This is a genomic window from Cellulomonas jepli (assembly GCF_047229345.1).
Classification (GTDB): domain Bacteria; phylum Actinomycetota; class Actinomycetes; order Actinomycetales; family Cellulomonadaceae; genus Cellulomonas_A.
This window is the reverse complement of the sequence record NZ_JBFTER010000023.1, coordinates 1-24680: the sequence shown is the minus strand read 5'-3', so window position 1 is coordinate 24680 and position 24680 is coordinate 1. Positions and strand designations below refer to the sequence as shown.

Here is a 24680-nt window from a genome sequence, read left to right as displayed (position 1 = left end):
TCGTCATCTCCATGGCCCCTCCCATGTCGGTGGTCGCTGTGCAGCAAGTATCACGGACAATTCGCCGGGATGCGCTGCCTCGTGATGAACGTCACGTAAAAGGTCCGTTTCACGTTTCTTGGCCGTGCCCGTCCACGTCGACCGGCCCGCGGGTCGTCAGGACGCGAGCGCCGGGTCCGCGTCGAGCACGCCGCCCGCCACGACGAGCAGGCGCTCGCGCAGGGCGGCCGCCCGCTCGGCGAACCCCCGCTGGCGCCGGACGTACTCGGCCTTCCCCGCGGACGTCTCGATCGCCACCGGACGCTCCCCGAGCGAGGTCACGTCGTACGGCGACGCCTGCATGTCGAGCGTGCGCACGTCCCGGGCGAGCTCGAAGCAGTCGAGCACGAGCCCGCCGGGCGCCGCGGGCCCGAGCTTCGACGCCCACTTGAACAGGTCCATGTTCGCGTGCAGGCAGCCGGGCTGCTCGTGCTCGACCTGGTCGGCGCGGCTGAGCGGCGCCCGGTTGCGCGGTACCGCGTCCGGCGTGAAGAACCGGAACGCGTCGAAGTGCGTGCACTGCAGAGGCAGCTGCTCGACGACCGCGTCGGTGCCGTCGCGCCCGAGGCGCAGCGGCAGCGTGTGGCGGCGGCGCTCGTCGTCCTGGCGGTAGACCATCGCCCACTCGTGCAGCCCGAGGCAGCCGGTGTGCGCGGGGCGGGACGCGGTCCGGGCGAGGAGGGTGCGGACGAACGCGACGGTGTCGCGGCGCTCGGCGAGGAACGCCCCGACGTCGAGGGTGACGACGCCGTCGGCGTCGGTGCGGTACCAGCGCCACGCCGCGTGCTCCGCCGGGCCGGCGGTCGTGGGGGCGAGCGCGGTACCGGCTCCCGGGTGCCACCGGCGCAGGTGCGAGGGCTTGGTGCCGTAGTAGTCGTAGAGGAAGTCGTCGATCGCGTGGCGCTCGCCGGCGGCCCGGCGTGTGCGGTGCGCCTGCGTCAGCGCGTCGGCCCGCGCGGCGTGCTCGCGTGCGCGTCCCGACCACTCCTCGGCGGGCAGCACGAGGCGCACGGGCGCGGTCGGTTCCACGGGACCAGGGTAGGTCGCCCAGGCCGCCGCCCCGCTCGTCCGGGCCTCGGGGCGATCGCGTCCCGCCCCGGTCGGGACGGACGGACGGACGGACGGACGGAGGATGCTGGGCCGCATGCTGCTGACCCTCGCCCTCGTCCTCGCCGCGCTCGCCGCCGCGTTCCACGTCGTGATCTTCGTGCTCGAGTCGGTCCGCTTCGAGCGCCCCGAGGTGCACGCCCGCTTCCGGACCCGGACCGAGGACGTGCCCGCCGTCCGCCCGTGGGCCTACAACCAGGGCTTCTACAACCTGTTCCTCGCCGTCGGCGCGTTCGTCGGGGTCGGGCTCACGGCCGCGGGCTCACGTGAGGCGGGTACTGCGCTCGTGCTCCTCGCGTGCGGCTCGATGGCGGCCGCGGCCCTCGTGCTGGTGGTGACCGACCGCCGGATGGTGCGGGCCGCCCTGACCCAGGGGCTGCTCCCGTCGCTCGCCGTGCTCCTGACGGTCGCCGCGCTCGTGTGACCTGCTCTTCCGTGGACGGGCGCCCGCACCGATACTGACCGGGTGACGCACCCCGGCGTGGTCCCCCGTCCCCTCGGCGCGTCGCGCGACGCACGCACGGCATGAGCGACCCGGAGGTCCCGACGCTGCGCGAGCGGCTGCGCCGTGCCCCGGCGTTCGGCCCCGACCTGCCGGGCTTCGAGCCCGACGACGCCCCCGAGGACCCGCACGTGCTCTTCGCGGAGTGGGTGCTCGGCGCGATCGACGCGGGTGCGCCGGCGCCGCAGGCCATGACGCTCTCGACGCGAGGGGCCGACGGCTCGGTCTCGGCGCGCGTCGTCGTGCTCAAGGACGTCACCGCCGACGGCTGGCACTTCGCGACCGACGCGCGCAGCCGCAAGATCCACGACCTCACCGCCGACGCGACGGTCGCCGCGAGCTTCTACTGGCCGACGCTGGCCCGTCAGGTCCGGATCACCGGGTGGGCGCACGCGATGGGCGCGGCGGCGTCGGCCGCGGACTTCCTCGAGCGCTCCCCGGCCTCGCGCGGCGCGGCGCTGGCGACCCGGCCCGGCGAGCCGCTCGCCTCGCACGCGGAGCTCGTGACGGCGATCGCCGACGCGACGGCGCGGGCCGACGCGGACCGCGAGCTCGTGCTGCCCGAGTGGCAGGTGTGGGTCGTGGTGCCGGAGGAGGTCGAGTTCTGGCAGGGCAGCGCCGAGCGGGCGCACGTGCGCGCGGTGTACCGGAGGGAGGCGGCGGGATGGACCCGGACGAGGTTGTGGCCCTGACACCGGCGGAGCAGTCGGACGCGGCGGGGCGGCGGGTGGTCGAGGACGTCGTGCGTCTGCGGCGCACGCTCGAGGGGGTGCTCTCCCGGCTGACCGACGCCGAGGTCGCGGCTCCCTCGCGGCTCCCCGGGTGGACGCGCGGGCACGTGCTCGCGCACCTCGCGGGGGTCGGCTCCGCGGCAGCGCGTCAGCTCGAGCACGCCCGCGCACGCCGGCTCGTGGACTTCTACGACGGCGGGCGCCCCGCGCGCGACGCCGCGATCGAGGCGGGTGCCGGGGCGTCGGCGGAGGTGCACGCGCGCGACGTCCTCGCGGCGGCGCGGCGGGTCGAGTCGGCGCTCGTGGCCCTGGGGCCCGAGGACTGGGACGCCCCGACGCGGTACCGCGACCAGCCGGCGACCGCCGTCGCGCACGCGTGGTGGCGCGAGCTCGCGATCCACCTGGTCGACGTCGACCTCGGCGTCGGGCAGGACGTCTGGTCGCCCGCGCTGCTCGACCACCTCGTCGAGTTCCTCGCACCGCGCGTGCCGCACGGCGTGCTCGTCGCGCTGGTGCCGGGCGGCGGCGCCTCGCGGTGGGAGCTCGGCGACGGCGCGCTCGTCCGCGTGCACGCACGGCAGGCGGCGGACCTCGTCGCGTGGCTGGCGGGGCGCGAGCCGTCGGGGCCGGTGACGGCCGAGCGCGACGGCGAGCGGGTCGGCCTCCCGGAGCTGGGCCCCTGGCCGTGACCGTCAGCCGCCCGGAGCCCGGCCCCTCGCGGTGACCTGTGCCGCGGCGTCGCCGGGGCGGGCGGCGTCCGGCGTGGTCCCGGGCGCTCCCGTCGGCGGGCCGGGCGCGGTCGTCGACGCGAGCCCGCCGGCCCGGGGAGTCGTGCGGTCGCCGTCCGACGGAGCACGCACCGGGGAGTCGGCACCGAGGTCGCTCGCGCGCGTCGAGACCGCGTGCAGCAGGCGCTCGAACGGCCCCCTCCCGAGCGTCGCGCGCCAGAGGGTGCACGCGACGACCGTCACGGCGAGGAACGTGAGCCACACCCGGTCGGACGGCTCCCAGACGACGTCGTCACCGAGCGCCGCGATCGCGGCGACGTGCACCGTGTACGCCGTGAGAGCCAGCGCGCCGGTCGCGGCGAGGGGGTACGTCAGCCGCGGCCAGCGGTCCGCGGCGACGAGGCACAGCGCAAGCACCGCGACCGCGACGCCGGTGTTGGCGATCACCTCGAACGTCGTGCCCGCGTGGGGCTCGGTCGTGAGGTACCGCCCCGGCCCGACCTCCGGGCGCGCGCCCGGCACGAGCCGCACGAGCACAGCCGACGCCAGGTGGGCCAGCACCGCGACCCCCGTGCCGCCGAGCAGCAGGGCGCGGCGCACGTGCGCCGCCGTGAGGTCGAGCCGACCGACCGCGAGCCCGGCGAGCAGGTACGCGGTCCAGATGCCCGCGGGGTAGTAGTGCCCGACGACGAGGTCCGTCAGCGCGGTCGCCTCCTCGCGCTCGACGAGCCAGTCGCCGACGCGGAAGGTCACGGGCGGCCCGACGACGGCGACGACGGCCGCCGCCGCGAGCAGCCCGCGGGGGGACCAGCCGAGGAAGCCGATCGCGACGGCGAAGTAGACGCCGTACGCGGGCAGGATCACCGCGACGGGGGTCCCGAGCACCACGAGCACGACCCCGAGCGCGACGAGCAGGACCCCGCGCACGAGCACCCGGAGCCGGGCCTGCACGCGCCGCACGCCCTCGACGGGCCGCGGGCCGCCCGAGAGCAGCGCGACGGAGAGCCCGGCGAGCACGACGAACGCGGCGGCCGAGCGTCCGTCGGCGACCTGCACGGCACCCCGCGGCCAGGGGTCGCCCGCGGCGCCGGGGGCGAGGTGCGCGGTGAACATCCCGAGCACCGCGAGCCCGCGGGCGACGTCGACGCCGGCGATCCGCTGCATCGGCTCACGGTACCGCCGGCGCCTGTGCGGGTCCTGGGCGGGCGCCGGTCGGCAAGGGTCTCAGCTGGCGGACTTTCGCGTTCCGTTGCTTGAAACGGGGCCCGGGTGCGCGTCTACAGTGCGGGGTGAGCATCGAGTCGCCCCAGGACGTCTACACGCACGGGCACCACGAGAGCGTGCTGCGCTCGCACCGCTGGCGCACCGCCGAGAACTCCGCCGCGTACCTCCTCCCGTCGCTCCAGCCGGGTCAGCGGCTGCTCGACGTCGGCTGCGGTCCCGGCACGATCACGATCGACCTCGCGTCCCGCGTGAGCCCCGGCGACGTGGTCGGCATCGACCGCTCGGCCAAGGTCATCGAGGCCGCGCGCGAGGCGGCGACCGAGGCGGACGCGGCGAACGTGACGTTCGAGGTCGGCGACGTCTACGCGCTGCCCTACGAGGACGCGAGCTTCGACGTCGTGCACGCCCACCAGGTGCTCCAGCACCTCGTCGACCCGGTCGCGGCGCTGCGCGAGATCCGCCGCGTCACCCGCCCGGGCGGCATCGTCGCGGTGCGCGACGCCGACTACGCCGCGATGACCTGGTACCCGCCGTCGGCCGGGCTCGACGAGTGGCTCACGCTCTACCACGAGGTCACGCAGGCCAACCACGCCGAGGCCGACGCGGGCCGCCGCCTGCTGAGCTGGGTGCGCCAGGCCGGGTTCGACCCCGCCGGCATCGCGCCGTCGGCCGGTGTGTGGTGCTACGCGACGCCCGAGGACCGCACGTGGTGGTCGAGCTTGTGGGCGGACCGCGCGGTCGCGTCGAACTTCGCGGCCCAGGCGATCGCGCACGGGCTCGCCGACGAGGTCGCGCTCGAGCACCTCTCCGACGCGTGGCGCGAGTGGGGGACCGCCGAGGACGGCTGGTTCTCGATCCTGCACGGCGAGGTGCTCGCACGCGCCTGACGTGCGGCCGGGGGCGCCCGTCCGTCGGCGGTGGCGAGCCCGGCGACACGGCTCGGGGCGTGACGCCCGACTAGGGTGGGCGCGTGCGCATCGCGAGATTCACGACCGGCGACGACCCCCGCTACGCCCTCGTCGAGGGGGACCCGGGCTCCGAGCAGCTCGTCGTCCTCACGGGTGACCCGATCTACACGCCGGTCCAGCCGACCGGCGAGCAGGTCCCGCTCGACGACGACCGCGTGCGCCTGCTCGCGCCGGTGATCCCGCGCTCGAAGATCATCGGCGTCGGGCGCAACTACGCCGCGCACGCCGCCGAGATGGGCAACGACCTGCCCGTCGCACCGCTGCTGTTCCTCAAGCCCAACACCTCGGTGATCGGCCCGGACGACCCGATCGTCCTGCCCACGTGGACCGAGCACGTCGACCACGAGGCCGAGCTCGCCGTCGTCATCGGCAAGGTCACGAAGGACGTCTCGCCCGAGCACGCGCTCGGCCAGGTCTTCGGGTTCACGGTCGCGAACGACGTGACCGCGCGCGACATCCAGCGCACCGACGACCAGTGGGCGCGCGCCAAGGGCTTCGACACGTCGTGCCCGATCGGCCCGTGGGTCGTGCCGGGGCTCGACGTCGACGACCTCGCGGTGCGTGCCCGGGTCAACGGCGAGGTCCGCCAGGACGGGCGCACGTCGCAGCTCATCTTCGACGTCGCGTACCTGATCTCGTACATCTCCGAGGTCTTCACGCTGCTGCCCGGCGACGTGATCCTCACCGGGACGCCCGCGGGCGTGGGCCCGATCGTGGACCGCGACGTCGTCGAGTGCGAGATCGAGGACATCGGCACGCTGCGCAACCCGGTCCTGCGCCGCGCCTGACGCCGGGCAGGCGCCGGCCCCCGCGCCGGCCCGGGCCGTCCGTGCGCCCGCCAGTAGGCTGGAGCCCGTGACCTCCACCGCTCCTGAGACCTCCACCGGCGTGCCCACGGGTTCCGCCGTCCGCGTGCGCTTCTGCCCCTCGCCGACCGGGACGCCGCACGTCGGCCTGATCCGGACCGCGCTGTTCAACTGGGCGTACGCGCGCCACGTCGGCGGCACGTTCGTGTTCCGCATCGAGGACACCGACGCGGCGCGCGACTCGGAGGAGAGCTACCAGCAGCTGCTCGACGCGCTGCGCTGGCTCGGGCTCGACTGGGACGAGGGCGTCGAGGTCGGCGGCCCGCACGAGCCCTACCGGCAGTCGCAGCGCATGGACCTGTACCGCGACGTCGCGCGCCGGCTGCTCGAGGGCGGGTTCGCCTACGAGTCGTTCTCGACGCCCGACGAGATCGAGGCGCGCCACCGCGCCGCGGGCCGTGACCCCAAGCTCGGCTACGACGGCTTCGACCGCGACCTCACCGACGAGCAGAAGGCCGCGTTCCGCGCCGAGGGTCGCGAGCCCGTGCTGCGCCTGCGCATGCCCGACGACGACGTGACGTTCACCGACCTCGTGCGCGGCGACGTCACGTTCCCCGCGGGCTCGGTGCCGGACTACGTGATCGTGCGCGCGAACGGCCAGCCGCTGTACACGCTCGTCAACCCGGTCGACGACGCGCTCATGGGCATCACGCACGTGCTGCGCGGCGAGGACCTGCTCTCCTCGACCCCGCGCCAGGTCGCGCTGTACCGCGCGCTGCTGCAGATCGGCGTCGGCTCGGTCGTGCCGGTCTTCGGGCACCTGCCCTACGTCATGGGGGAGGGCAACAAGAAGCTGTCCAAGCGCGACCCCGAGTCGAACCTGTTCCTGCACCGCGACCGCGGGTTCACGCCCGAGGGCCTGCTCAACTACCTCGCGCTGCTCGGCTGGTCGATCGGGCCGGACCGCGACATCTTCACGACCGAGGAGCTCGTCGCCGCGTTCGACGTCGCCCAGGTCAACCCGAACCCCGCGCGGTTCGACGTGAAGAAGGCCGAGGCGATCAACTCCGCGCACGTGCGGATGCTCGCGCCCGAGGACTTCCGGGACCGGCTCGTGCCCTACCTGCACCGGGCGGGCATCGTCCCCGCCGACTCCTACGCCGACCTCGAGCCCCGCCACCGCGCGCTGCTCGACGCGGGTGCGCCGCTCGTCCAGGAGCGCATGACGCTGCTCGGCGAGGCCGTCGGGATGCTGGGCTTCCTGTTCGTGGCCGACGACGCGCTCGTGGTCGAGGACGACGCCCGTGCGGGGCTGCGCGACGAGGCCGCCTCGGTGCTCGACGCCGCGACGGCCGCGCTCGAGCCGATCCCGGCCGACGCGTTCACGACCGCCGCGACGCAGGAGGCGCTGCAGGCCGCTCTCGTCGACGGGCTCGGCATCAAGCCACGCTTCGCGTACACGCCGCTGCGCACCGCGCTCTCGGGCCGGCGCGTGTCGCCGCCGCTCTTCGAGTCGATGGAGATCCTCGGCAAGGACTCGACCCTCGCGCGGATCGCGACGCTGCGCTCGACGCTGTGACGGACGAGCGCCTGGCCACGCTCGACGCGGTGCTGCACGTCGACGGCGTGCTGTTCGACATCGACGACACGCTCGTCGACACGCGAGCGGCGTTCGGGTCGGCGATGCAGGCGGTCGCCGACCGGTACCTCCCGCACCTCGACGCGGCCCAGCGGGCGGGGCTCGTGGGCTTCTGGCGGGCCGACGAGCACGACCGCTACGCGCAGTTCACGCGCGGCGAGGTCAGCCACCGGACGCAGCGCATGGGCCGCGCCAACGACCTGCACCGCGCGTTCGGGGGCGTCGAGCTCGACGACGAGGCGTACGAGGTCTGGGACGAGCTCTTCGACGCCGCGTTCGCCGCCGCCTGGGCCGCACACCCGGAGGCGGCCGAGGTCGTCGACGAGCTCGTCGACGCCGGGCTCGCCGTGGGCGCCCTGAGCAACGCCGACGTGGCCTACCAGACCCGCAAGCTCGAGGTCGCGGGGTTCGGGGCGCGCGTGCCCATGCTCGTCGGGACCGACACCCTCGGCTTCGGCAAGCCCGACCCGCGCGTGTTCCTCGAGGCCTGCCGACGGCTCGGCACCGACCCGGCGCGCACGGCGTACGTCGGTGACGAGCTCGACGTCGACGCGCACGCCGCGGTCGGCGCCGGGCTCGTCGGCGTGTGGGTCGACCGCCCGGGCGGCCGTCGTCGCACCGTCCCCGAGGCGGACATCGCCGCGGCGCGCGCCGCGGGCGTGCACGTCGTGACGTCCCTCACGGAGCTGCCGGCGGTCCTGCGCCGCTGAGCCCCGTCAGCCGCGGACCCGTGCGCGCCAGCACACGGTCCGGTAGGGCAGGTCGACCTCGTCGCGGCCGCGCAGGTCCGGGTGCGTGCGGCCGAGCTCGTCGACCTCGTCGAGCAGCTGCTCGCGCCGCTCGGCCGGCAGCGTCAGCAGGTGGCTGCGCGACGCAGCGAGCATCCGCAGCGTGCGCACCGCGACCCGGTCGGTCCACGGGAACGTCGCGCTCTCGGGCTCGTCGAAGCGGTCGCCGAGCACCGGGGCCGCGGGGTCGCGCTCGTGCGCGTCGCCGCGGTGGATGATGTCGCCGAACCGGGCGACCCAGTCCACGGAGGCGTCCCGCACGTTCCACAGCAGCGCGAGCGTGCCTCCCGGCCGAAGCACGCGGGCGATCTCGGCGCTCGCGGCCGCCTCGTCGAACCAGTGCCACGCCTGGGCCACGGTCACGGCGTCGACGGAGGCGGAGGGCAGCCCGGTGTCCTCCGCGGTGCCCGGGCGCGGGGTGACGTCGGGCACGAGCGACGTGAGCTGCTCGCGCATCGCGCGTGACGGCTCGACCGCGGTCACGTCGAACCCGTGGGCGACGAGGACCGCGGTGAGCTTGCCGGTGCCGGCGGCGAGGTCGAGGACGCGGTGCGCGCCCGGCGGCACGCACCAGTGCACCGCGGCGTCGGGGTAGGAGGGGCGGGCACGCCCGTACGCCTGAGCCCCGCGGTCGAACGAGCGGGCCCTGTCCTGGCGGGCGGGGTCGTCAGCCATGGGACGAGCATCCCACGCAGGGGCCGGAGCGGCTGGCCGGGGCGTCGGGCGGCGGCGCGGACGGGGTGGCCCGACGCCGTCCGGTGCGCCGTCGGCTCGGGCGCGTCCTGGCGGCGGAACGGGGGCTCAGCGGGGGCTCAGCCGGGCCGAGCGGTATCGGGTTTGGACGGGCCTCCGGCGTCGGGTAATGTTCACCGGCGGTACGACGTCCGCGTGTGCCGCGTGACGGGCCTCGGTCCGGAACGCGACGGCGCGGAGGGGGTACCCCCATGGGGTATGGTGTAATTGGCAGCACGACTGATTCTGGTTCAGTTAGTCTAGGTTCGAGTCCTGGTACCCCAGCGCGAGCACCGCTGCGGCGGTTCTGAGATCGTCAGAGCTTCCGGTAGAGTGTTCACCCGTAGCACGCGAGTTCGCTCGCAGGCTGCATAGGCCCCCGTTGTGTAGCGGCCTAGCACGCCGCCCTCTCACGGCGGTAGCGCCGGTTCGAATCCGGTCGGGGGTACAGAGGCAAGAGCCCTGGTTCGCGGAGACGCGGCCAGGGCTCTTCCGTTTCCGGGATCGGCCGGAACGAGCCCTGGTTCGCGGAGACGCGGCCGGGGCTCTTCCGTTTCCCGCGTCAGGTCGCCAGGGTGGAGGCGTCCGACGTCCGGTGCTCGCGTCGAACGGTCCGTAGCCCGGTGTGAGGTCCCTCACGCGCGTGCCCTCGGACGAGGGGTGCGCCCGACGAGAGCCTGGCGAGGGGGTCGGCCGTGACGCGTCGGGTGCTCGTCGTCGGCGGCGGCGTCGCCGGGCTCGCGACCGCCCGGGCGCTGCGGACCGCCGGTGTGGACGACGTCGTGGTCCTCGAGCGCCGGAGCGGCCCGCCCGGACCCGGTCTCGGCCTGAACCTCCCCGGGAACGCGGTGCGCGCTCTCGGGGCCCTCGGGGTCGCCGACGAGGTCCTCGCGGCCGGGGTCCCGGTGACCACGCGCGAGTACCGCACCGACCGGGGCCGCCTGATCTTCGCGGTGGACGAGGCGTCGTTCTGGGCGGGTGTCGCGCCGTCGGTGTGCGTCCGGCCCGGGCGGCTCCTGGAGGCGCTCGGCGCCGGCCTGACGGTGCGCCGCGGGGCGGGCGTCACGCGCGTCGACGCGGACGCGTCGGGGGCCACCGCCGAGCTCGACGACGGGACACGCGAGCCGGCCGACCTCGTGGTGGGTGCGGACGGCGTGCGCTCCGTCGTCCGCGAGGCCGTCGCCCCGACGGCCGTCCGGGCCTCGGTGATGACGGCGACGAGCTGGCGGTTCGTGGTCCCGGACCCGGGGGTCGCGTGCTGGACGGCGTGGACCGGGTCCGGCCGGGCGCTGCTGCTCGTGCCCGTGGGGCCGGGGGAGGTGTACGGCTACGCGTCGAGCAGCCGCGGTGGGGACGTGGGCGACGACCCGGGCTGGCTCGCTGCCGCGTTCGCGCGGTTCCCGGAGCCGGCGCGGCTCGCCGCCGAGTCCGCGTGCGCGCCGGGCGCGACGACCTACCGTGCCACGGTCGCCGAGATCAGGGCGCCCGCGTGGCACCGGGAGCACGTGCTCGTGCTCGGGGACGCGGCGCACGCGACCGGGCCCGTCTGGGCGCAGGGGGCCGCGGGGGCGCTCGAGGACGCTCTGGTGCTCGCGGAGCTGCTCGGCGCGGACGACGACTGGGAGCGGGCGTGCGCGGCGTGGGAGCGGCGCCGGCGTCCACGCGTCGCGCACGTGCAGGCCGCGACGGACCGGATGTCGCGGCTCGCGGCGCTGCCGGACGCGCTGGCCCGCCCGCTCGCCCGCGTCGCGGGCCCGCGGTCGTTCCGTGCGGCCTACGGGCCGTTGCGTGCGGCGCCCTGAGCCCGGCGCCTCATTCACCCGTGCGGCGCAGCACCTCCGTCAGCCGGTTGGCGGCGGAGACGACCGCGGCGGCGTGCAGGCGGCCGGGCTGGCGCGAGAGGCGCTCGAGCGGCCCCGAGATCGACACGGCGGCGACGATGCGCCCCGACGGGCCGCGGACCGGCGCGGACACCGACGCGACGCCGACCTCGCGCTCGGAGACCGACTGGGCCCAGCCACGGCGGCGGACGCCCGAGAGGATGGTGGCGGTGAACTTCGCCCCCTGCAGGCCGCGGTGCAGGCGGTCCGGCTCCTCCCACGCGAGCAGGATCTGCGCGGCGGAGCCGGCCTGCATCGTCAGCGTCGCGCCGACCGGGATCGAGTCGCGCAGGCCGATGGGCCGCTCGGCCGCGGCGACGCAGATGCGCTGGTCACCCTGCCGGCGGTAGAGCTGGGCGCTCTCGCCGGTGTGGTCGCGCAGCGCCGTCAGGACGGGCCCCGCGGCCGCGAGGAGGCGGTCCTCGCCGGCGGCCGTGGAGAGCTCCGAGAGTCGGGGCCCGAGCACGAACCGGCCCTGCATGTCGCGGGCGACGAGGCGGTGGTGCTCGAGCGCGACGGCGAGCCGGTGCGCGGTGGGGCGCGCGAGGTGGGTGGCGGTCACGAGCTGCGCGAGCGTCGCCGGACCGGCCTCGAGTGCACTGAGAACGGACGCGGCCTTGTCCAGCACGCCGACTCCGCTAGAGTTGTCCATAGGTCGATATTGGCGTCTCGTAACCTGAGACGCAAGCCGCTCGGCCTACTTACTGCCCCGCAACCATTCTCCGGCGGGGGATCACGAGAGGACCACGGACATGGCCGGCACGCTGGCAGAGAAGGTTTGGGACGCGCACATCGTGCGCCGCGGCACCGACGGCGCACCGGACCTGCTCTACATCGACCTCCACCTGGTGCACGAGGTGACCAGCCCGCAGGCGTTCGAGGGGCTCCGCCTCGCCGGCCGGAAGGTGCGCCGCACCGACCTCACGCTGGCCACCGAGGACCACAACACCCCGACGCTCGACATCGACCGGCCCATCGCCGACGAGACGAGCCGCACCCAGATCCAGACGCTGCGCAACAACGCCGCGGAGTTCGGCGTGCGCATCCACTCGCTCGGCGACGCCGACCAGGGCATCGTGCACCAGGTCGGCCCGCAGCTCGGCCTCACGATGCCCGGCCTCACGGTCGTCTGCGGCGACTCGCACACCTCGACGCACGGCGCGTTCGGCGCGCTCGCGTTCGGCATCGGCACGAGCGAGGTCGAGCACGTGCTCGCGACGCAGACGCTCCCGCTCGTGCCGTTCAAGACCATGGCGATCACCGTCAACGGCACGCTGCCGGCCGGTGCGACGTCGAAGGACATCATCCTGGCGATCATCGCCAAGATCGGCACCGGCGGCGGCCAGGGCTACGTCCTCGAGTACCGCGGCGAGGCCATCAAGGCGCTGTCGATGGAAGCCCGCATGACGATCTGCAACATGTCGATCGAGGCGGGCGCACGCGCCGGGATGATCGCGCCCGACGAGACCACGTTCGAGTACCTGAAGGGCCGCCCGCACGCGCCCGAGGGCGCCGACTGGGACGCCGCCGTCGAGTACTGGCGGACGCTGCGGACCGACGACGACGCGACGTTCGACGCCGAGGTCGTGCTCGAGGCCGCCGACCTCGAGCCGTTCGTCACGTGGGGCACCAACCCGGGCCAGGGCCTGCCGCTCTCGGGCAACGTCCCCGTCCCGGAGCAGATCGCCGACGAGAACGAGCGCCAGGCCGCCGAGCGCGCGATCGAGTACATGGGCCTGACGCCCGGCCAGCCGCTGCGCGAGATCCCGGTCGACACGGTCTTCATCGGCTCGTGCACCAACGGCCGCATCGAGGACCTGCGCTCGGTCGCGAAGCTGGTCCAGGGCCGCAAGAAGGCCGACTCCGTGCGGGTGCTCGTCGTCCCCGCGTCGGCACGCGTGCGCCTGCAGGCCGAGGCCGAGGGGCTCGACAGGATCTTCCTCGACTTCGGGGCCGAGTGGCGCAACGCCGGCTGCTCGATGTGCCTGGGCATGAACCCGGACCAGCTCGCGCCGGGGGAGCGCTCGGCCTCGACGTCGAACCGCAACTTCGAGGGCCGCCAGGGCAAGGGCGGGCGCACGCACCTCGTGTCGCCGCTCGTCGCCGGGGCGACCGCGATCCGCGGCACGCTCTCGTCCGTGGCGGACCTCGGTGCGGACGTCGTCGCGCCCGACGGCTCGCCGCTGACCGACCTGCAGCACGCCTGACCCCCGCACGCACCGGAAGCGAGAAGCACCATGGAGAAGTTCAGCCAGCACACCGGCGTCGGGGTCCCGCTGCGTCGCAGCAACGTCGACACCGACCAGATCATCCCCGCCGTCTACCTCAAGCGCGTGACGCGGACCGGCTTCGAGGACGCGCTGTTCGCCGCGTGGCGCGGGGACCCGTCCTTCGTGCTCAACCAGCCGGCGTACTCGTCGGGTTCGGTGCTCGTCGCGGGTCCCGACTTCGGCACCGGCTCGTCGCGCGAGCACGCCGTGTGGGCCCTCAAGGACTACGGCTTCAAGGTCGTCATCTCGAACCGGTTCGCCGACATCTTCCGCGGCAACTCCGGCAAGCAGGGGCTGCTCGCGGCCCAGGCGTCGCAGGAGGACATCGAGCTCGTCTGGAAGGTGCTCGAGACCCGGCCGGGAACCGAGGTGACGGTCGACCTCGTCGCGCGCACGATCACGGCCGACGACGTCGTGGTGCCCTTCCACGTCGACGACTACACGCGCTGGCGCCTGCTCGAGGGGCTCGACGACATCGGCCTCACGCTCCAGCACGAGTCCGAGATCACGGCGTTCGAGGCGACGCGCGAGCCGTGGCGCCCGCGCACGCTGCCCGCCAAGCACCTGCCGCCCGTCGAGATCGAGGCCGCGCGGCCCGTCGGCGTCCCGGTCGAGCTCGGCGCGACGCGCACCGTCTGACCCGTCCGGGAACGTCCTGGAACGTCCCGCGTGTCGCCCGTCCGTGCAGGTTCTGCACGGACGGGCGACGCGCCAGGCCCGCGGTTAGGAACCACACGGTTCCGTGAGCGACGATGGGGACCATGACCGATCTGCTGTACGTCAACGGTGGGACCCCGCTCTCGGGGGAGATCACCGTCCGCGGCGCCAAGAACTTCGTCTCGAAGGCCATGGTCGCCGCGCTCCTCGGTGAAGGACCGAGCGTCCTGCGGAACGTCCCGCAGATCCGCGACGTGGCCGTCGTGACGGGCCTGCTCGAGCTGCACGGCGTGACCGTGAAGGCCGACGACGGCACGCTGCACCTCGACCCGTCCAACGTCGAGTCCGCGCACGTCGCCGACATCGACGCCCACGCCGGCTCGAGCCGCATCCCGATCCTGTTCTGCGGACCGCTGCTGCACCGGCTCGGCGAGGCGTTCATCCCCGACCTCGGCGGCTGCCGGATCGGCGACCGCCCGATCAACTACCACCTCGACATCCTGCGCCAGTTCGGTGCGGTCGTGGACAAGCGCGAGGGCGGCATCCACATCCGGGCGCCGCGCCGCCTCCAGGGCACCAAGATCGCCCTGCCGTACCCGAGCGTCGGGGCCACGGAGCAGCTGCTGCTCACGGCCGTGCGCGCCGAGGGGCTCACCGAGCTCTCGAACGCGGCGATCGAGCCCGAGATCATGGACCTGATCAACGTCCTGCAGAAGATGGGCGCGATCATCTCGGTCGACACCGACCGGGTCATCCGCATCGAGGGCGTCGACCGGCTCAACGGCTTCCAGCACACCGCGCTCTCGGACCGCATCGAGGCCGCCTCGTGGGCGTCGGCGGCGCTCGCGACGGGCGGCGACATCTACGTGCGCGGGGCGACCCAGCCGGAGATGACGGCGTTCCTCAACACCTTCCGCAAGGTCGGCGGCGAGTTCGTGGTCGACGACGACGGCATCCGGTTCTTCCACCCCGGCGGCGACCTGCGCTCGATCGTCCTCGAGACCGACGTGCACCCCGGCTTCATGACCGACTGGCAGCAGCCGCTCGTCGTCGCGCTCACGCAGGCGACCGGTCTGTCGATCGTCCACGAGACGGTCTACGAGAACCGCTTCGGGTTCACGGACGCGCTGCGCGGCATGGGCGCGACGATCCAGGTGTACAAGGAGTGCCTCGGTGGCCGGCCCTGCCGGTTCGGGCAGCGCAACTTCTACCACTCGGCCGTCATCTCCGGGCCGACGCCGCTCGCGGCCGCCGAGATCGAGGTCCCGGACCTGCGCGGCGGGTTCAGCCACCTCATCGCGGCGCTCGCCGCCAAGGGCACCTCGTCCGTGCGGGGGATCAGCCTGATCGACCGCGGGTACGAGCACTTCATGGACAAGCTCGGCGCCCTCGGCGCGGACTTCAGCCGCGACTGACACCGGCCCGTCCCCAGCCCGGCCCGCGAGCCCGCACCTGCCCGGTGCGGGCTCGCGGTGCACCCGGCACGGACGCGGCACACGCTCGCCGCGAGCGGGACGGGTAGCATCCCTCAGCGTGCCAGCACCGAAGCGGTCGAACCGCACCTACCGCAACGTCGCCCACGTCGTGCGGCCGCTGATGAGCTCGATGACCCGGACCGACTGGCACGGGACCGAGCACCTGCCGACCTCCGGCGGCTTCATCGCGGCGTCCAACCACATGACCGAGATCGACCCGCTCACGTTCGCGCACTACCTGTGGGACGCCGGGTTCGCGCCGCGCATCCTCGCGAAGGACCCGCTGTTCCGGGTGCCCGTGCTCGGCAAGATCCTGCACGCGACCGGCCAGATCCCCGTGTACCGGGGCAGCAGCGACGCCGGGCGCTCGCTCGAGGCGGGCGTCCAGGCGCTGCGCGACGGCGAGTGCGTCGCGGTGTTCCCCGAGGGCACCCTCACGCGGGAGCCCGCGCTGTGGCCGATGAGCGGCAAGACCGGCGTCGCGCGCCTCGCGCTCACCACGCAGGTCCCGGTGATCCCGGTCGCGCAGTGGGGGCCGCAGGACGTGCTCGGGCGGTACTCGAAGGTGCTCAAGCCGTTCCCGCGCAAGAAGGTCACGGTCGTCGCCGGGCCGCCCGTCGTGCTCGACGACCTCTACGGGCGCCCGCAGGACACCGCGACGCTGCGCGAGGCCACCGAGCGGATCATGGCGGCGATCACGGTCCTCCTCGAGGGGATCCGCGGCGAGAAGGCGCCCGAGGTGCGCTACGACATGCGCCGCGCCAAGGCGAACGGCGGGTCTGCCGCCGCACCGACCGGGACGACGGGCGGCACGCCGACCGGGACCGCGCCTACGACCGGGACCGTGCCCGCCACCCCGACCGAGACCGAGGCCTCGACCTCGACCCAGACCCCGACCGGGACCGAGGCCGACGAGCGGGTCGGCGAGCAGCCGAGCGGCGAGCTGCCCGGCTCGCCCGTGAGCGGCGTGCTGCCGGAGGCACCGCCCGGTGAGCAGGGCGGCGACGCCGCGGCGAAGCCGGGGACCCCGTGACGGAGCGGGCGACGGGGGAGCGCGCGGTGCGGGCCACGGTGCTGGGCTCGGGCGCCTGGGGGACGACGTTCGCGGCCGTGCTGGCCGACGCCGGCTGCGACGTCACCGTCTGGGGGCGCAGCGCCGCGACGTGCGAGCAGATCGCGCGCGAGCACCGCAACGAGGCCTACCTCCCGGGCGTCCGGCTGCCCGACGGCGTGACCGCGACGACGGACGCGCGCGCGGCCCTCGCGGACGCCGACCTGGTGGCGATCGCGATCCCGTCGCAGAGCGCCCGCGCCGCGCTCGAGCCGCTGCGCGACGCGTTCCCGGCCGGCGCAGTCGCCGTCTCGCTCATGAAGGGCGTCGAGCTCGCGACCGACCGGCGCATGAGCCAGGTCGTCGCCGAGGCGCTCGGGCTCCCCGACGAGCGGGTCGCGGTCGTGTCCGGGCCCAACCTCGCGCGCGAGATCGCGCAGCGCCAGCCCACCGCGACCGTCGTGGCGTCGTCGAGCGACGCGACCGCGCGTCTCGTCGCGCAGGCGTGCGCGTCGTCGTACTTCCGGCCCTACACCAACGACGACGTCGTGGGCGTCGAGCTGTGTGGCGCGGTCAAGAACGTGATCGCGCTCGCGGTCGGGATGTCGCAGGGCCGGGGGCTCGGGTTCAACACCATGGCGACCGTCATCACGCGCGGCCTCGTCGAGATCACGCGCCTGGGCCTCGCGCTCGGGGCCGACGCCGACACGTTCCCCGGCCTCGCGGGCATGGGCGACCTCATGGCCACGTGCGCGTCTCCGGACTCGCGCAACCACACGCTCGGCGTGCACCTCGGGCAGGGCATGACGCTCGCCCAGGCCATCGAGGCGACCGGGGGGACCGCCGAGGGCGTCAAGAGCTCGCGCTCGGTCCTCGAGCTCGCGACGAGCGTGGGCGTCGAGATGCCGATCACCGCGGCCGTCGTGCAGGTCGTGCACGAGGGCCTGCCCGTGGACCGGCTCGCGAGCCTGCTGCTCGCCCGGCCGCACAAGGCCGAGGGCGTCTGACCGCTCGGCCGACGCCGACGACGCCGCCGAGGGTGGACGGCTCTGCGGTCGCGGCTCCTGCCGGTCGCAGGCCTCGGTCGACGCGGGTCGCCGGTCGGTCGCCCCGGTCCCGCCCCGTCAGCCCTCGGTGCCCTGCGCGGCGGTGAGCGCCTGGTCGAGGTCCGCCCACAGGTCCTCGACGTCCTCGATGCCGACCGAGAGCCGCAGCAGGTCCTCGGGGACCGTGAGCGACTCGGTGGCGAACCGGCGGCGGCGCTCGAGCATCGAGTCGACGCCCCCGAGGCTCGTCGCGGGCACCCACAGCCGCACCGCGTCGACGACCGCGTCCGCGGCGGCTACCCCGCCCCGGGGCACGACCCCGAGGATCGCGCCGTAGCCGTCCATCTGCGCGGTGGCGCGCGCGTGGCCCGGGTCGTCCGGCAGGCTCGGGTGGCGCACGAGCGCGACGGCAGGGTGCTCCGCGAGCCGGCGGGCGAGCTCCGCGGCGTTGGCCTGGGCGCGCTCGACCCGCAGCGCGAGCGTGCGCACGCCGCGCAGCGCGAGCCAGACCTCGAACGGGCCGGCGATGCCGCCGTGCATCGTGCGGTAGGCGTGCAGCCGCGCGTGCAGGTCGTCGTCGTCCGCGAGGGCGGCGCCGAGCACGACGTCGCTGTGGCCCGCGAGGTACTTGGTGACCGAGTGCACGACGACGTCCGCGCCGTGCTCGAACGGACGCTGGACGAGCGGCGTCGCGAACGTGTTGTCGACCGCGACGAGCGCGCCGGCGTCGTGCGCGCCCGCGATCAGCGCAGGCAGGTCGGCGACCTCGAGCATCGGGTTCGTGGGGGACTCGACCCACAGCAGGTCGGCCGCGCGGCCGCTGGCGTCGCCGCGCACGGCCGCGAGGACCTCGTCGGTCCGGTCGATGTCGACGAGCACCACCTCGACGCCCGAGCGCTCCGCGAGGTCGCGGGCGTAGCCCAGGGACACCTGGTAGGCGTGCCGCGGCATCACGAGGCGGCCACCCGGGGGCACGAGCGAGAGGGCGGCGGCGATCGCGGCCATGCCCGAGGCGAAGACGAGCGCCGGGTGCGTCGACCCCTCGAGCTGTCCGAGCGTCTCCTCGAAGGGGTGCCAGGCCTCCGTGTCGATGCGGCCGTACAGCGGGTCGCCCGGGCCCGGGACCCCCGTCGAGACGAACGTCGACGTGAGCACGACCGGCGGGTTGAGCGGCGCCCCGGCGGTGCGGGGCGGGCGCCCGGCGGTGACCGCGAGGGTCGAGGGGGCGACGGAGGGGTGGGCTGGGGAGCGGTCGTCGAGCACGCCCTCAGGGTAGTCGCGGTGCGGGTCCCGGACGGCGTCCGGGGCACCGCGGGGGCCGGTAGGGTCGGGCGCGATGGAGACGACCCCGCCCCCGCTCGACGTCCCTGCGACCGGGCCGCGCCCGCGCGTGCTGCTGCTGTTCGGCGGCCGTTCCGGGGAGCACGCGATCAGCTGCGCGACCGCCGGCGGCGTGCTCCGGGCGATCGACCGGAGCCGCTACGACGTCCTGCCGGTCGGCATCACGCCCGGCGGTCGCTGGGTCCTGGTCGAGGACGACCCGGACCTGTGGTCGATCGTCGACGGCCGGCTCCCCGAGGTCGTGGACGGGCCGCGGCGGGTGCTCCTGCCGCAGGCCGCCGACGAGGACGCGGTCCGGGTGCTCGAGGCCGGGCTGCTGCCGCAGGACATCGGGCAGGTCGACGTGGTGTTCCCCCTGCTGCACGGCCCGTTCGGGGAGGACGGCACGCTCCAGGGCATGCTCGAGCTCGCGGACGTACGGTACGTCGGCGCCGGGGTGCTCGCGTCGGCCGTCGGCATGGACAAGCACGTGATGAAGCTCGTTCTCGCGGGCCAGGGGCTGCCGGTCGCACCGTTCGTGGTGCTCCGGCCCGGCGACTTCGCCCGGGACCCCGCGGGGTTCACGGATCAGGTCCGGGGCCTCGGGCTGCCCGTGTACGTCAAGCCCGCACGCGCCGGTTCGAGCCTCGGGATCTCCCGGGTCGACGACCTCGCGGACCTGCCCGCCGCCGTCGCCGCGGCCGAGGTGCACGACCCCAAGGTGCTCGTCGAGACCGGCATCGTCGGCCGGGAGATCGAGTGCGCGGTGCTCGGTGGTCGCCACGGCGCGCGGGCCCGGGCGTCGTTGCCGGGCGAGATCGTCGTGAGCGACGCCAAGAACGGGTTCTACGACTTCGAGGCCAAGTACCTCGACGAGAGCGCGGTCGAGCTGACCTGCCCCGCGGACCTGCCCGGGGACCTCGTCGAACGGGTCCAGGACGTCGCCGTCCGCACCTTCGAGGCCGTCAGCTGCGAGGGTCTCGCGCGCGTCGACGTGTTCGTGACCCCGGACGGCGAGGTCGTCGTCAACGAGATCAACACCATGCCCGGGTTCACGCCCTTCTCGATGTACCCGCGCATGTGGGAGGCGACGGGGCTCACGTACCCGGACCTGATCGACGAGCTCCTGCGGCTCGCGCTCGAGCGGCCGACCGGGCTGCGCTGACGCGGCTGCGCCGACGCGCTCGGCCCGGTCGCGCGGACGCGTCCGGCCGGGCTGCGCCGACGAGGCGGTGAGCCGTGGGTGGGACGGGCTCGCGTGCCGGTCAGGCGGGCTCGGGCCTCGACGCCCGAGCCGTCCCGGCGGTCTGCGGCACGGCTCCCGGGCGGGGGTCGACGACGCGGGTCATGAACGTGCTGTGCGGGCTCGGGAGGTAGTCGGCGAAGGGTCCGCACTCCGCGAAGCCCGCGCGGGCGTACAGCGCGCGGGCCGGGGCGAAGCCGGGCTGCGACCCCGTCTCGAGGCTCACGCGCTCGAGGCCCCGCTCGCGGGCGAGGACGAGCAGGTGGTCGAGCAGGGCCCGCCCGACGCCACGCCCGCGGGCCTCCTCGGCGGTGTGCATCGACTTGACCTCGGCGTGCGTCGCGTCGAGCTGCTTGAGCGCCGCGACCCCCAGCAGGGTGCCCTCCGAGCGCAGGCTGACGAACGTCACGGACGGGTCGACGAGCCCGTCGACGTCGAGCGCGTGGACGTCCTCGGGCGGGCTCTGCGCGTTCATCAGCTCGAGGTGGCGCTCCAGGAGCCGGCGCACGTCGGCGGCGCGGGGGTCGTCCGGGGCGATGACGCTCGTCTGCACGGCGCACACCGTACCCGCCGGTGCGCGGTGGACGACGCGCGCGCCCGGGGTCGAGCAGGTCGCCGCGTCAGCCGGTCAGCCCGAGGCAGGTGCGCTCGGGCTCGAGCAGGTCGACGGCCGGGCCGAGCTGGTCGAGGAACGACGTCGAGCGGCCCGAGACGACCTCCGCAGGCACCACCACCTCGATCGCCGGCGCCCGGCCGTACGTCGTGAAGGTCCAGTCGGTCACGCCCTCCGCGAGACCGGAGCCCCCGGCGTCGTCCCCCGCGTCGTCGCCCGCGTCACCCCGGTCCGCACCGGCACCACCGTCGTCCTCCGCGGGCACCGCGAGCCAGTCGATGCTCGGGCCGCTCGGCGTCTCGACGGTCACGCACCGGTCGGTCGTCGGCCCCGGCGGCTCGACCCCGCAGCGCAGCACGACGGGCGCCGTCGCGGTGCCCCACGCGGTGCTCGCCTGGCTCGACGTCGCGAGCCGGGGCAGCCCCCCGAGCTCGTCGGGCAGGGCGAGCACGACGCGTGCGCACGCGGGGTCGTGGCCGTACGGGGCCTCCGCGACCGAGACGGTGGGTGCGCAGCCGGCGAGGAGCGCGACGACCATGACTGCCGCGGGCCCGGAGCCGCGCCGCACCGCCCCGCGCCGCACCGTCCCGTGGCGGGAGCCGCGAACGAGCGGGGACAGGGATCGGTGGCGCACGCCCACACGCTAACCCGCCGCCGGCGACCTCTCGGACCCGCGTGCGCCGACCACCGCACGGGCCGGATAGCGTGCTGGTCGTGACCGCCCCCGACGAGCCGACCGTGGCCGACCTGTCCGAGGACGAGCTGCTCGCGCGGATCTTCCCGCACCTGCCGCGCGGCTCCCGGACCCTCGTGCCGCCGGGCGACGACGCGGCCGTCGTGCGCGCACCGGACGGGCGGGTCGTCGTCTCGACCGACGTCCTGGTCGAGGGCCGGCACTTCCGCCGCGACTGGTCGAGCGGGGAGGACGTCGGGCGCCGGGCGGCCGCGCAGAACCTCGCGGACGTCGCGGCGATGGGTGCCGTGCCGACCGCGCTCGTCGTGGCCCTCGTCGCGCCGGGCGACCTGCCGGCGTCCTGGGTGACCGGGCTCGCGCGCGGGCTCGGGGCGGCGTGCTCGCCGCTCGACGTCGGCGTCGTCGGCGGGGACCTGTCGGGCGGGCCCGTCGTCGTCGTCTCCGTCACCGTGCACGGCGACCTCGCGGGGCGTGCGCCGGTGCTGCGCTCGGGGGCACGGGAGGGCGACGTCGTCGCGCACGCCGGTGTGCAGGGCCGCTCGGCCGCCGGGCTGGAGCTCCTGCTCGCGGACCGAGCCGACGCCGACGCGGGGCTCGTCGAGGCCTACCTGCGGCCCGACCCGCCGCTGGCAGCCGGCCCCGCTGCGGCGGACGCGGGGGCGACCGCCATGCTCGACGTGTCCGACGGGCTGCTGCGCGACGCGGGGCGGATCGCGCGGGCCAGCGACGTCGTGCTCGACCTCGACGACCCCGGCACGGGGTTCGTGGACGACCTCGAGCGTGTCGCGGAGGCCGCCGCGCTGCTCGGCGCCGATCCGCGGGAGTGGGTGCTCACCGGCGGCGAGGACCACGGGCTCCTGGCGACGTTCCCGCCGGGGACCGACCTGCCTCCGCCGTTCCGCGCGGTGGGGCGGGTGGCCGCCGTCGGGAGCGGCACCGCCGGGGTGCTCGTCGAGGGCCGTGCACCGGGCGTGCGGACGTCCGGCTGGGACCACTTCGCGCGGTGAGCGCCCCCGTCGGGCTCCGCACCGCCGTGTCACGCGTGGGGGAGCGAGCGCTGGTGCACGACCTGAACGCAACGGCATCGCGGGGCACCCGGGCCGGGCGAGCGTGCCCAGGCGGGCAAGCGCGCCCCGGCCGAGCGGTGTCGCGGATCTGCTGCGTGCCCGACGGCGGTAGGGCTCAGTGGGCGGCGCCGGGCCGCCGGTAGCGCACCTGCAGGAGCTCGATGCCGCCCACCGTCTCGTAGCGCTCGGTGCCGTCGGCCTGGAAGCCGTTGCGCCGGTAGAAGTGCCGGGCGCGCTCGTTCGCGGCGGCGACCCACAGCGAGATCGCGATGTGCCGGTCGACCTCGCTGACGACCGTGCGCAGGAGGTCACGGGCCACGCCCTGCCCCCAGCGCTGCGGGTCGAGGTACACGGCGTAGATCTCGAGGTCCAGCCGCCCGGCGTCCTCGTCGCGGCTCGGGCCCAGCGTCAGGAAGCCCACGACCTCGGAGCCGGCCTGCGCGAGCCACGTGCGGACGTGCTGCTGCGGGCCGTCGCGGAGGTCCTCCGCCCAGCGGCGGGCACGGGCCTCGAGGTCGAGCGACTCGAGGTAGTCCGCCGGCAGGATCCCGACGTAGGCCTCCTGCCACGACCTCACGTGCACGCGGGCGATGGCCTCCGCGTCCGCGGCGTCGGCGACACGGACGGTGACTTCCTCGATCTGCTGCACCATGGGCTCACGATGCCACACCGCGCGGGCAGCACGAAGGCCCACGAGATGTCGACCTCGTGGGCCTTCGGTGACGGCCGAGCGACCGTCAGGCGTCCGGGAGCGGTCAGACCGCGCGCTGCACCTTGCCGGCCTTGAGGCACGACGTGCAGACGTTGAGGCGCTTGGGGGCGCCCGCCACGACGGCGCGGACACGCTGGATGTTCGGGTTCCAACGGCGCTTGGTGCGCACGTGGGAGTGCGAGACGCTGTGCCCGAAGCTCGGGCGCTTGGCGCAGACGTCGCAGGTGGCAGCCACGGTCTTCTCCTGGTTCGGTCGAGCACGCCGCTCTCGCGGCGAAGTCTGGGTCGGATGGTGCGCTCCGCACCGTCCGTGAGGACGACGCGGGACCGTGCGGGACGGACCTGCACCACCTGCGCCCGGCGGCGGACCTGCCGGGCAACCTGGAAAGACTAGCCCATGGCCGAGCCACGACCCAAATGTCGGCGGGATGGGGCATCGTGTGGGCACGCGTCGCGCGGCGACGGCCCTCGCGCGCTCGCGGGACGACCGGAGCGCACGCGAGTCGCCTGCGTGCCGTCGCACGCGGACGAGGGGCGCACGTCGACGAGAACGGAGCACGGGCGGTTGGAGCGGCTCGACGGGACGGCGCTGCGCGCGTGGGCTGCCGCCGCGACCACGGCGCTCGCTGCTGCGCGCGCACGGGTCGACGCCGTCAACGTCTTCCCCGTGGCGGACTCCGACACGGGGACCAACGTCTACCTCACGGTCGCGGGGGGCTCCGAGGCGCTCGCGCGCGACGGTGCGGGGAGCGGGCCGGTCGAGGCGGGGGCCGACGCGGTCGCGCGCCGCTTCGCGCACGGGGCGCTGCTCGCGGCACGCGGCAACTCGGGCGTCATCGTGAGCCAGTACCTCGCCGGCCTGGCCCGGGCCCTCCCGGCGTCGGCCGGGCCGGGCGACCTCGCTCGGGCGCTCACCTCGGCTGCGGACGCGGCGCGCTCCGCGGTGGCCGAGCCGCAGGAGGGCACGGTCCTGACGCTCGCCGAGGTCGTCGCCCGGTCGGCGACCGCGGCGGCGCACCGCGGCGCGGTGCTCGCGGACGTGCTGACGGCGGCGCTCGGCGAGGGGCACGCCGCGCTCGGGCGGATCAGCGCCGAGCACCCGGTGCTGCGCGCCGCGCAGGTGGTCGACGCGGGCGCGTGCGCGCTGCTCGTGCTGCTCGACGCGCTCGGCGGCGTCGTCGTGGGGGAGGGCGACGCGGCCCCCGACCTCGGCTGGCTCCCGACGGCGGGCACGCACCCGCACGCGGCGGAGGGCGAGGGTGCCGCCGACGGCGGGACCGGCGCGCACGGCCTGGGCGACGGCGGGGGCGCCTACGAGGTCATGCTGCTGGTGCGGGCGCCGGGCGAGGCCGGCGCGCGACCCGACGGCGGCGCGCCCGGTGCCGCCC

25 protein-coding genes and 2 tRNA genes are annotated in these 24680 nt (G+C 75.2%); 18 read left to right on the top strand and 9 right to left on the bottom strand.

Annotated elements, in window-relative coordinates; all coding sequences use genetic code 11:
* Positions 1-156: 156 nt before the first annotated feature.
* Positions 157-1068 (bottom strand): 3-methyladenine DNA glycosylase, encoded by a 912-nt coding sequence (locus AB6N24_RS07750; protein WP_412868834.1) that lies wholly within the window; start codon positions 1066-1068, stop codon positions 157-159.
* A gap of 115 nt (positions 1069-1183) precedes the next feature.
* Here AB6N24_RS07750 and AB6N24_RS07745 point away from each other — a divergent pair, with 115 nt between their 5' ends.
* The 3 genes from AB6N24_RS07745 to AB6N24_RS07735 all read left to right on the top strand — a co-directional run bounded on the left by AB6N24_RS07745 (position 1184) and on the right by AB6N24_RS07735 (position 3068).
* Entirely contained in the window at positions 1184-1570 is a 387-nt protein-coding gene (locus AB6N24_RS07745; RefSeq protein WP_412868833.1) for a DUF1304 domain-containing protein, read from the top strand.
* Between the two features lie 101 nt (positions 1571-1671).
* The gene (locus tag AB6N24_RS07740) at positions 1672-2340 is read left to right on the top strand and encodes a pyridoxine/pyridoxamine 5'-phosphate oxidase (RefSeq protein WP_412868832.1); all 669 of its coding nucleotides are present in this window, start codon (positions 1672-1674) and stop codon (positions 2338-2340) included.
* On the top strand, positions 2313-3068 hold the full coding sequence (locus tag AB6N24_RS07735) for a maleylpyruvate isomerase family mycothiol-dependent enzyme (protein WP_412868831.1): 756 nt from the start codon (positions 2313-2315) through the stop codon (positions 3066-3068). The genes AB6N24_RS07740 and AB6N24_RS07735 overlap by 28 nt, the downstream gene beginning before the upstream one ends.
* Positions 3069-3071: 3 nt before the next feature.
* Here the strand turns inward: AB6N24_RS07735 and AB6N24_RS07730 are convergent, their stop codons facing one another.
* On the bottom strand, positions 3072-4271 hold the full coding sequence (locus AB6N24_RS07730) for a heparan-alpha-glucosaminide N-acetyltransferase domain-containing protein (protein WP_412868830.1): 1200 nt from the start codon (positions 4269-4271) through the stop codon (positions 3072-3074).
* Between the two features lie 125 nt (positions 4272-4396).
* Here AB6N24_RS07730 and AB6N24_RS07725 point away from each other — a divergent pair, with 125 nt between their 5' ends.
* The 4 genes from AB6N24_RS07725 (at position 4397) to AB6N24_RS07710 (ending at position 8454) form a co-directional block, all read left to right on the top strand.
* Entirely contained in the window at positions 4397-5218 is an 822-nt protein-coding gene (locus AB6N24_RS07725; RefSeq protein WP_412868829.1) for a methyltransferase domain-containing protein, read from the top strand.
* Between the two features lie 83 nt (positions 5219-5301).
* Positions 5302-6087, top strand: a complete 786-nt coding sequence (locus AB6N24_RS07720; protein WP_412868828.1) for a fumarylacetoacetate hydrolase family protein — start codon at positions 5302-5304, stop codon at positions 6085-6087.
* 67 nt (positions 6088-6154) lie between these two features.
* A complete protein-coding gene (gene gltX / locus AB6N24_RS07715; RefSeq protein ID WP_412868827.1) occupies positions 6155-7684 on the top strand; it encodes a glutamate--tRNA ligase in 1530 nt (509 codons plus the stop codon).
* Positions 7681-8454, top strand: a complete 774-nt coding sequence (locus AB6N24_RS07710; protein WP_412868826.1) for an HAD family hydrolase — start codon at positions 7681-7683, stop codon at positions 8452-8454. The genes gltX and AB6N24_RS07710 overlap by 4 nt, the downstream gene beginning before the upstream one ends.
* Positions 8455-8460: 6 nt before the next feature.
* Here the strand turns inward: AB6N24_RS07710 and AB6N24_RS07705 are convergent, their stop codons facing one another.
* On the bottom strand, positions 8461-9207 hold the full coding sequence (locus AB6N24_RS07705; RefSeq protein ID WP_412868825.1) for a class I SAM-dependent methyltransferase: 747 nt from the start codon (positions 9205-9207) through the stop codon (positions 8461-8463).
* 270 nt (positions 9208-9477) lie between these two features.
* Here AB6N24_RS07705 and AB6N24_RS07700 point away from each other — a divergent pair.
* The 3 genes from AB6N24_RS07700 to AB6N24_RS07690 all read left to right on the top strand — a co-directional run bounded on the left by AB6N24_RS07700 (position 9478) and on the right by AB6N24_RS07690 (position 11066).
* Positions 9478-9549: transfer RNA gene (locus AB6N24_RS07700), tRNA-Gln, on the top strand.
* A 90-nt stretch (positions 9550-9639) separates the two neighbouring features.
* Positions 9640-9712: transfer RNA gene (locus AB6N24_RS07695), tRNA-Glu, on the top strand.
* Positions 9713-9959: 247 nt separating this feature from the next.
* Positions 9960-11066, top strand: a complete 1107-nt coding sequence (locus AB6N24_RS07690) for an FAD-dependent oxidoreductase (RefSeq protein ID WP_412868824.1) — start codon at positions 9960-9962, stop codon at positions 11064-11066.
* Positions 11067-11076: 10 nt separating this feature from the next.
* Here AB6N24_RS07690 and AB6N24_RS07685 read toward each other — a convergent pair whose 3' ends face one another.
* Complete coding sequence (locus tag AB6N24_RS07685; RefSeq protein WP_183294257.1) at positions 11077-11796, bottom strand: IclR family transcriptional regulator; 720 nt, start codon at positions 11794-11796, stop codon at positions 11077-11079.
* Positions 11797-11896: 100 nt separating this feature from the next.
* Here AB6N24_RS07685 and leuC point away from each other — a divergent pair, with 100 nt between their 5' ends.
* From leuC to AB6N24_RS07660, 5 genes are all read left to right on the top strand, one after another.
* Positions 11897-13351, top strand: a complete 1455-nt coding sequence (leuC, locus tag AB6N24_RS07680) for a 3-isopropylmalate dehydratase large subunit (protein ID WP_412868823.1) — start codon at positions 11897-11899, stop codon at positions 13349-13351.
* 30 nt (positions 13352-13381) lie between these two features.
* Complete coding sequence (leuD, locus tag AB6N24_RS07675; protein ID WP_412868822.1) at positions 13382-14053, top strand: 3-isopropylmalate dehydratase small subunit; 672 nt, start codon at positions 13382-13384, stop codon at positions 14051-14053.
* Between the two features lie 122 nt (positions 14054-14175).
* A complete protein-coding gene (gene murA, locus AB6N24_RS07670; protein WP_258723792.1) occupies positions 14176-15486 on the top strand; it encodes a UDP-N-acetylglucosamine 1-carboxyvinyltransferase in 1311 nt (436 codons plus the stop codon).
* A gap of 118 nt (positions 15487-15604) precedes the next feature.
* Complete coding sequence (locus tag AB6N24_RS07665; RefSeq protein ID WP_412868821.1) at positions 15605-16579, top strand: lysophospholipid acyltransferase family protein; 975 nt, start codon at positions 15605-15607, stop codon at positions 16577-16579.
* The gene (locus AB6N24_RS07660) at positions 16576-17604 is read left to right on the top strand and encodes an NAD(P)H-dependent glycerol-3-phosphate dehydrogenase (RefSeq protein ID WP_412868820.1); all 1029 of its coding nucleotides are present in this window, start codon (positions 16576-16578) and stop codon (positions 17602-17604) included. Before AB6N24_RS07665 ends, AB6N24_RS07660 begins: the two co-directional genes overlap by 4 nt.
* 117 nt (positions 17605-17721) lie before the next feature.
* Here AB6N24_RS07660 and AB6N24_RS07655 read toward each other — a convergent pair whose 3' ends face one another.
* The gene (locus AB6N24_RS07655) at positions 17722-18906 is read right to left on the bottom strand and encodes a trans-sulfuration enzyme family protein (protein ID WP_412868819.1); all 1185 of its coding nucleotides are present in this window, start codon (positions 18904-18906) and stop codon (positions 17722-17724) included.
* A gap of 73 nt (positions 18907-18979) precedes the next feature.
* On the opposite strand from AB6N24_RS07655, the gene AB6N24_RS07650 reads away from it, so the two are divergent.
* The gene (locus AB6N24_RS07650; protein ID WP_412868818.1) at positions 18980-20128 is read left to right on the top strand and encodes a D-alanine--D-alanine ligase family protein; all 1149 of its coding nucleotides are present in this window, start codon (positions 18980-18982) and stop codon (positions 20126-20128) included.
* Between the two features lie 100 nt (positions 20129-20228).
* Here the strand turns inward: AB6N24_RS07650 and AB6N24_RS07645 are convergent, their stop codons facing one another.
* Both AB6N24_RS07645 and AB6N24_RS07640 read right to left on the bottom strand, forming a co-directional pair.
* The gene (locus tag AB6N24_RS07645; protein ID WP_412868817.1) at positions 20229-20759 is read right to left on the bottom strand and encodes a GNAT family N-acetyltransferase; all 531 of its coding nucleotides are present in this window, start codon (positions 20757-20759) and stop codon (positions 20229-20231) included.
* 67 nt (positions 20760-20826) lie between these two features.
* Positions 20827-21453 (bottom strand): DUF3515 family protein, encoded by a 627-nt coding sequence (locus tag AB6N24_RS07640; protein ID WP_412868816.1) that lies wholly within the window; start codon positions 21451-21453, stop codon positions 20827-20829.
* Positions 21454-21533: 80 nt separating this feature from the next.
* Here AB6N24_RS07640 and AB6N24_RS07635 point away from each other — a divergent pair, with 80 nt between their 5' ends.
* Positions 21534-22520, top strand: a complete 987-nt coding sequence (locus tag AB6N24_RS07635; protein ID WP_412868815.1) for a thiamine-phosphate kinase — start codon at positions 21534-21536, stop codon at positions 22518-22520.
* 175 nt (positions 22521-22695) lie between these two features.
* Here the strand turns inward: AB6N24_RS07635 and AB6N24_RS07630 are convergent, their stop codons facing one another.
* The gene (locus AB6N24_RS07630) at positions 22696-23232 is read right to left on the bottom strand and encodes a GNAT family N-acetyltransferase (protein WP_412868814.1); all 537 of its coding nucleotides are present in this window, start codon (positions 23230-23232) and stop codon (positions 22696-22698) included.
* 103 nt (positions 23233-23335) lie between these two features.
* Positions 23336-23527: a 50S ribosomal protein L28 gene (rpmB, locus tag AB6N24_RS07625; RefSeq protein ID WP_034632165.1), complete on the bottom strand. Its 192-nt coding sequence runs from the start codon at positions 23525-23527 to the stop codon at positions 23336-23338.
* A 330-nt stretch (positions 23528-23857) separates the two neighbouring features.
* Here rpmB and AB6N24_RS07620 point away from each other — a divergent pair.
* The coding region (locus tag AB6N24_RS07620) for a DAK2 domain-containing protein (protein WP_412868813.1) at positions 23858-24680 on the top strand (823 nt) is incomplete at its 3' end.

Excerpts from the sequence above, each read along its gene's own strand:
- AB6N24_RS07740 (WP_412868832.1), top strand. The coding sequence starts at position 1,672 with ATGAGCGACCCGGAGGTCCCGACGCTGCGCGAGCGGCTGCGCCGTGCC.
- AB6N24_RS07685 (WP_183294257.1), bottom strand. The coding sequence starts at position 11,796 with ATGGACAACTCTAGCGGAGTCGGCGTGCTGGACAAGGCCGCGTCCGTT.
- AB6N24_RS07735 (WP_412868831.1), top strand. The coding sequence starts at position 2,313 with ATGGACCCGGACGAGGTTGTGGCCCTGACACCGGCGGAGCAGTCGGAC.
- AB6N24_RS07650 (WP_412868818.1), top strand. The coding sequence starts at position 18,980 with ATGGAGACGACCCCGCCCCCGCTCGACGTCCCTGCGACCGGGCCGCGC.
- AB6N24_RS07705 (WP_412868825.1), bottom strand. The coding sequence starts at position 9,207 with ATGGCTGACGACCCCGCCCGCCAGGACAGGGCCCGCTCGTTCGACCGC.
- AB6N24_RS07630 (WP_412868814.1), bottom strand. The coding sequence starts at position 23,232 with ATGGTGCAGCAGATCGAGGAAGTCACCGTCCGTGTCGCCGACGCCGCG.
- AB6N24_RS07730 (WP_412868830.1), bottom strand. The coding sequence starts at position 4,271 with ATGCAGCGGATCGCCGGCGTCGACGTCGCCCGCGGGCTCGCGGTGCTC.
- leuC (WP_412868823.1), top strand. The coding sequence starts at position 11,897 with ATGGCCGGCACGCTGGCAGAGAAGGTTTGGGACGCGCACATCGTGCGC.
- AB6N24_RS07745 (WP_412868833.1), top strand. The coding sequence starts at position 1,184 with ATGCTGCTGACCCTCGCCCTCGTCCTCGCCGCGCTCGCCGCCGCGTTC.
- leuD (WP_412868822.1), top strand. The coding sequence starts at position 13,382 with ATGGAGAAGTTCAGCCAGCACACCGGCGTCGGGGTCCCGCTGCGTCGC.
- murA (WP_258723792.1), top strand. The coding sequence starts at position 14,176 with ATGACCGATCTGCTGTACGTCAACGGTGGGACCCCGCTCTCGGGGGAG.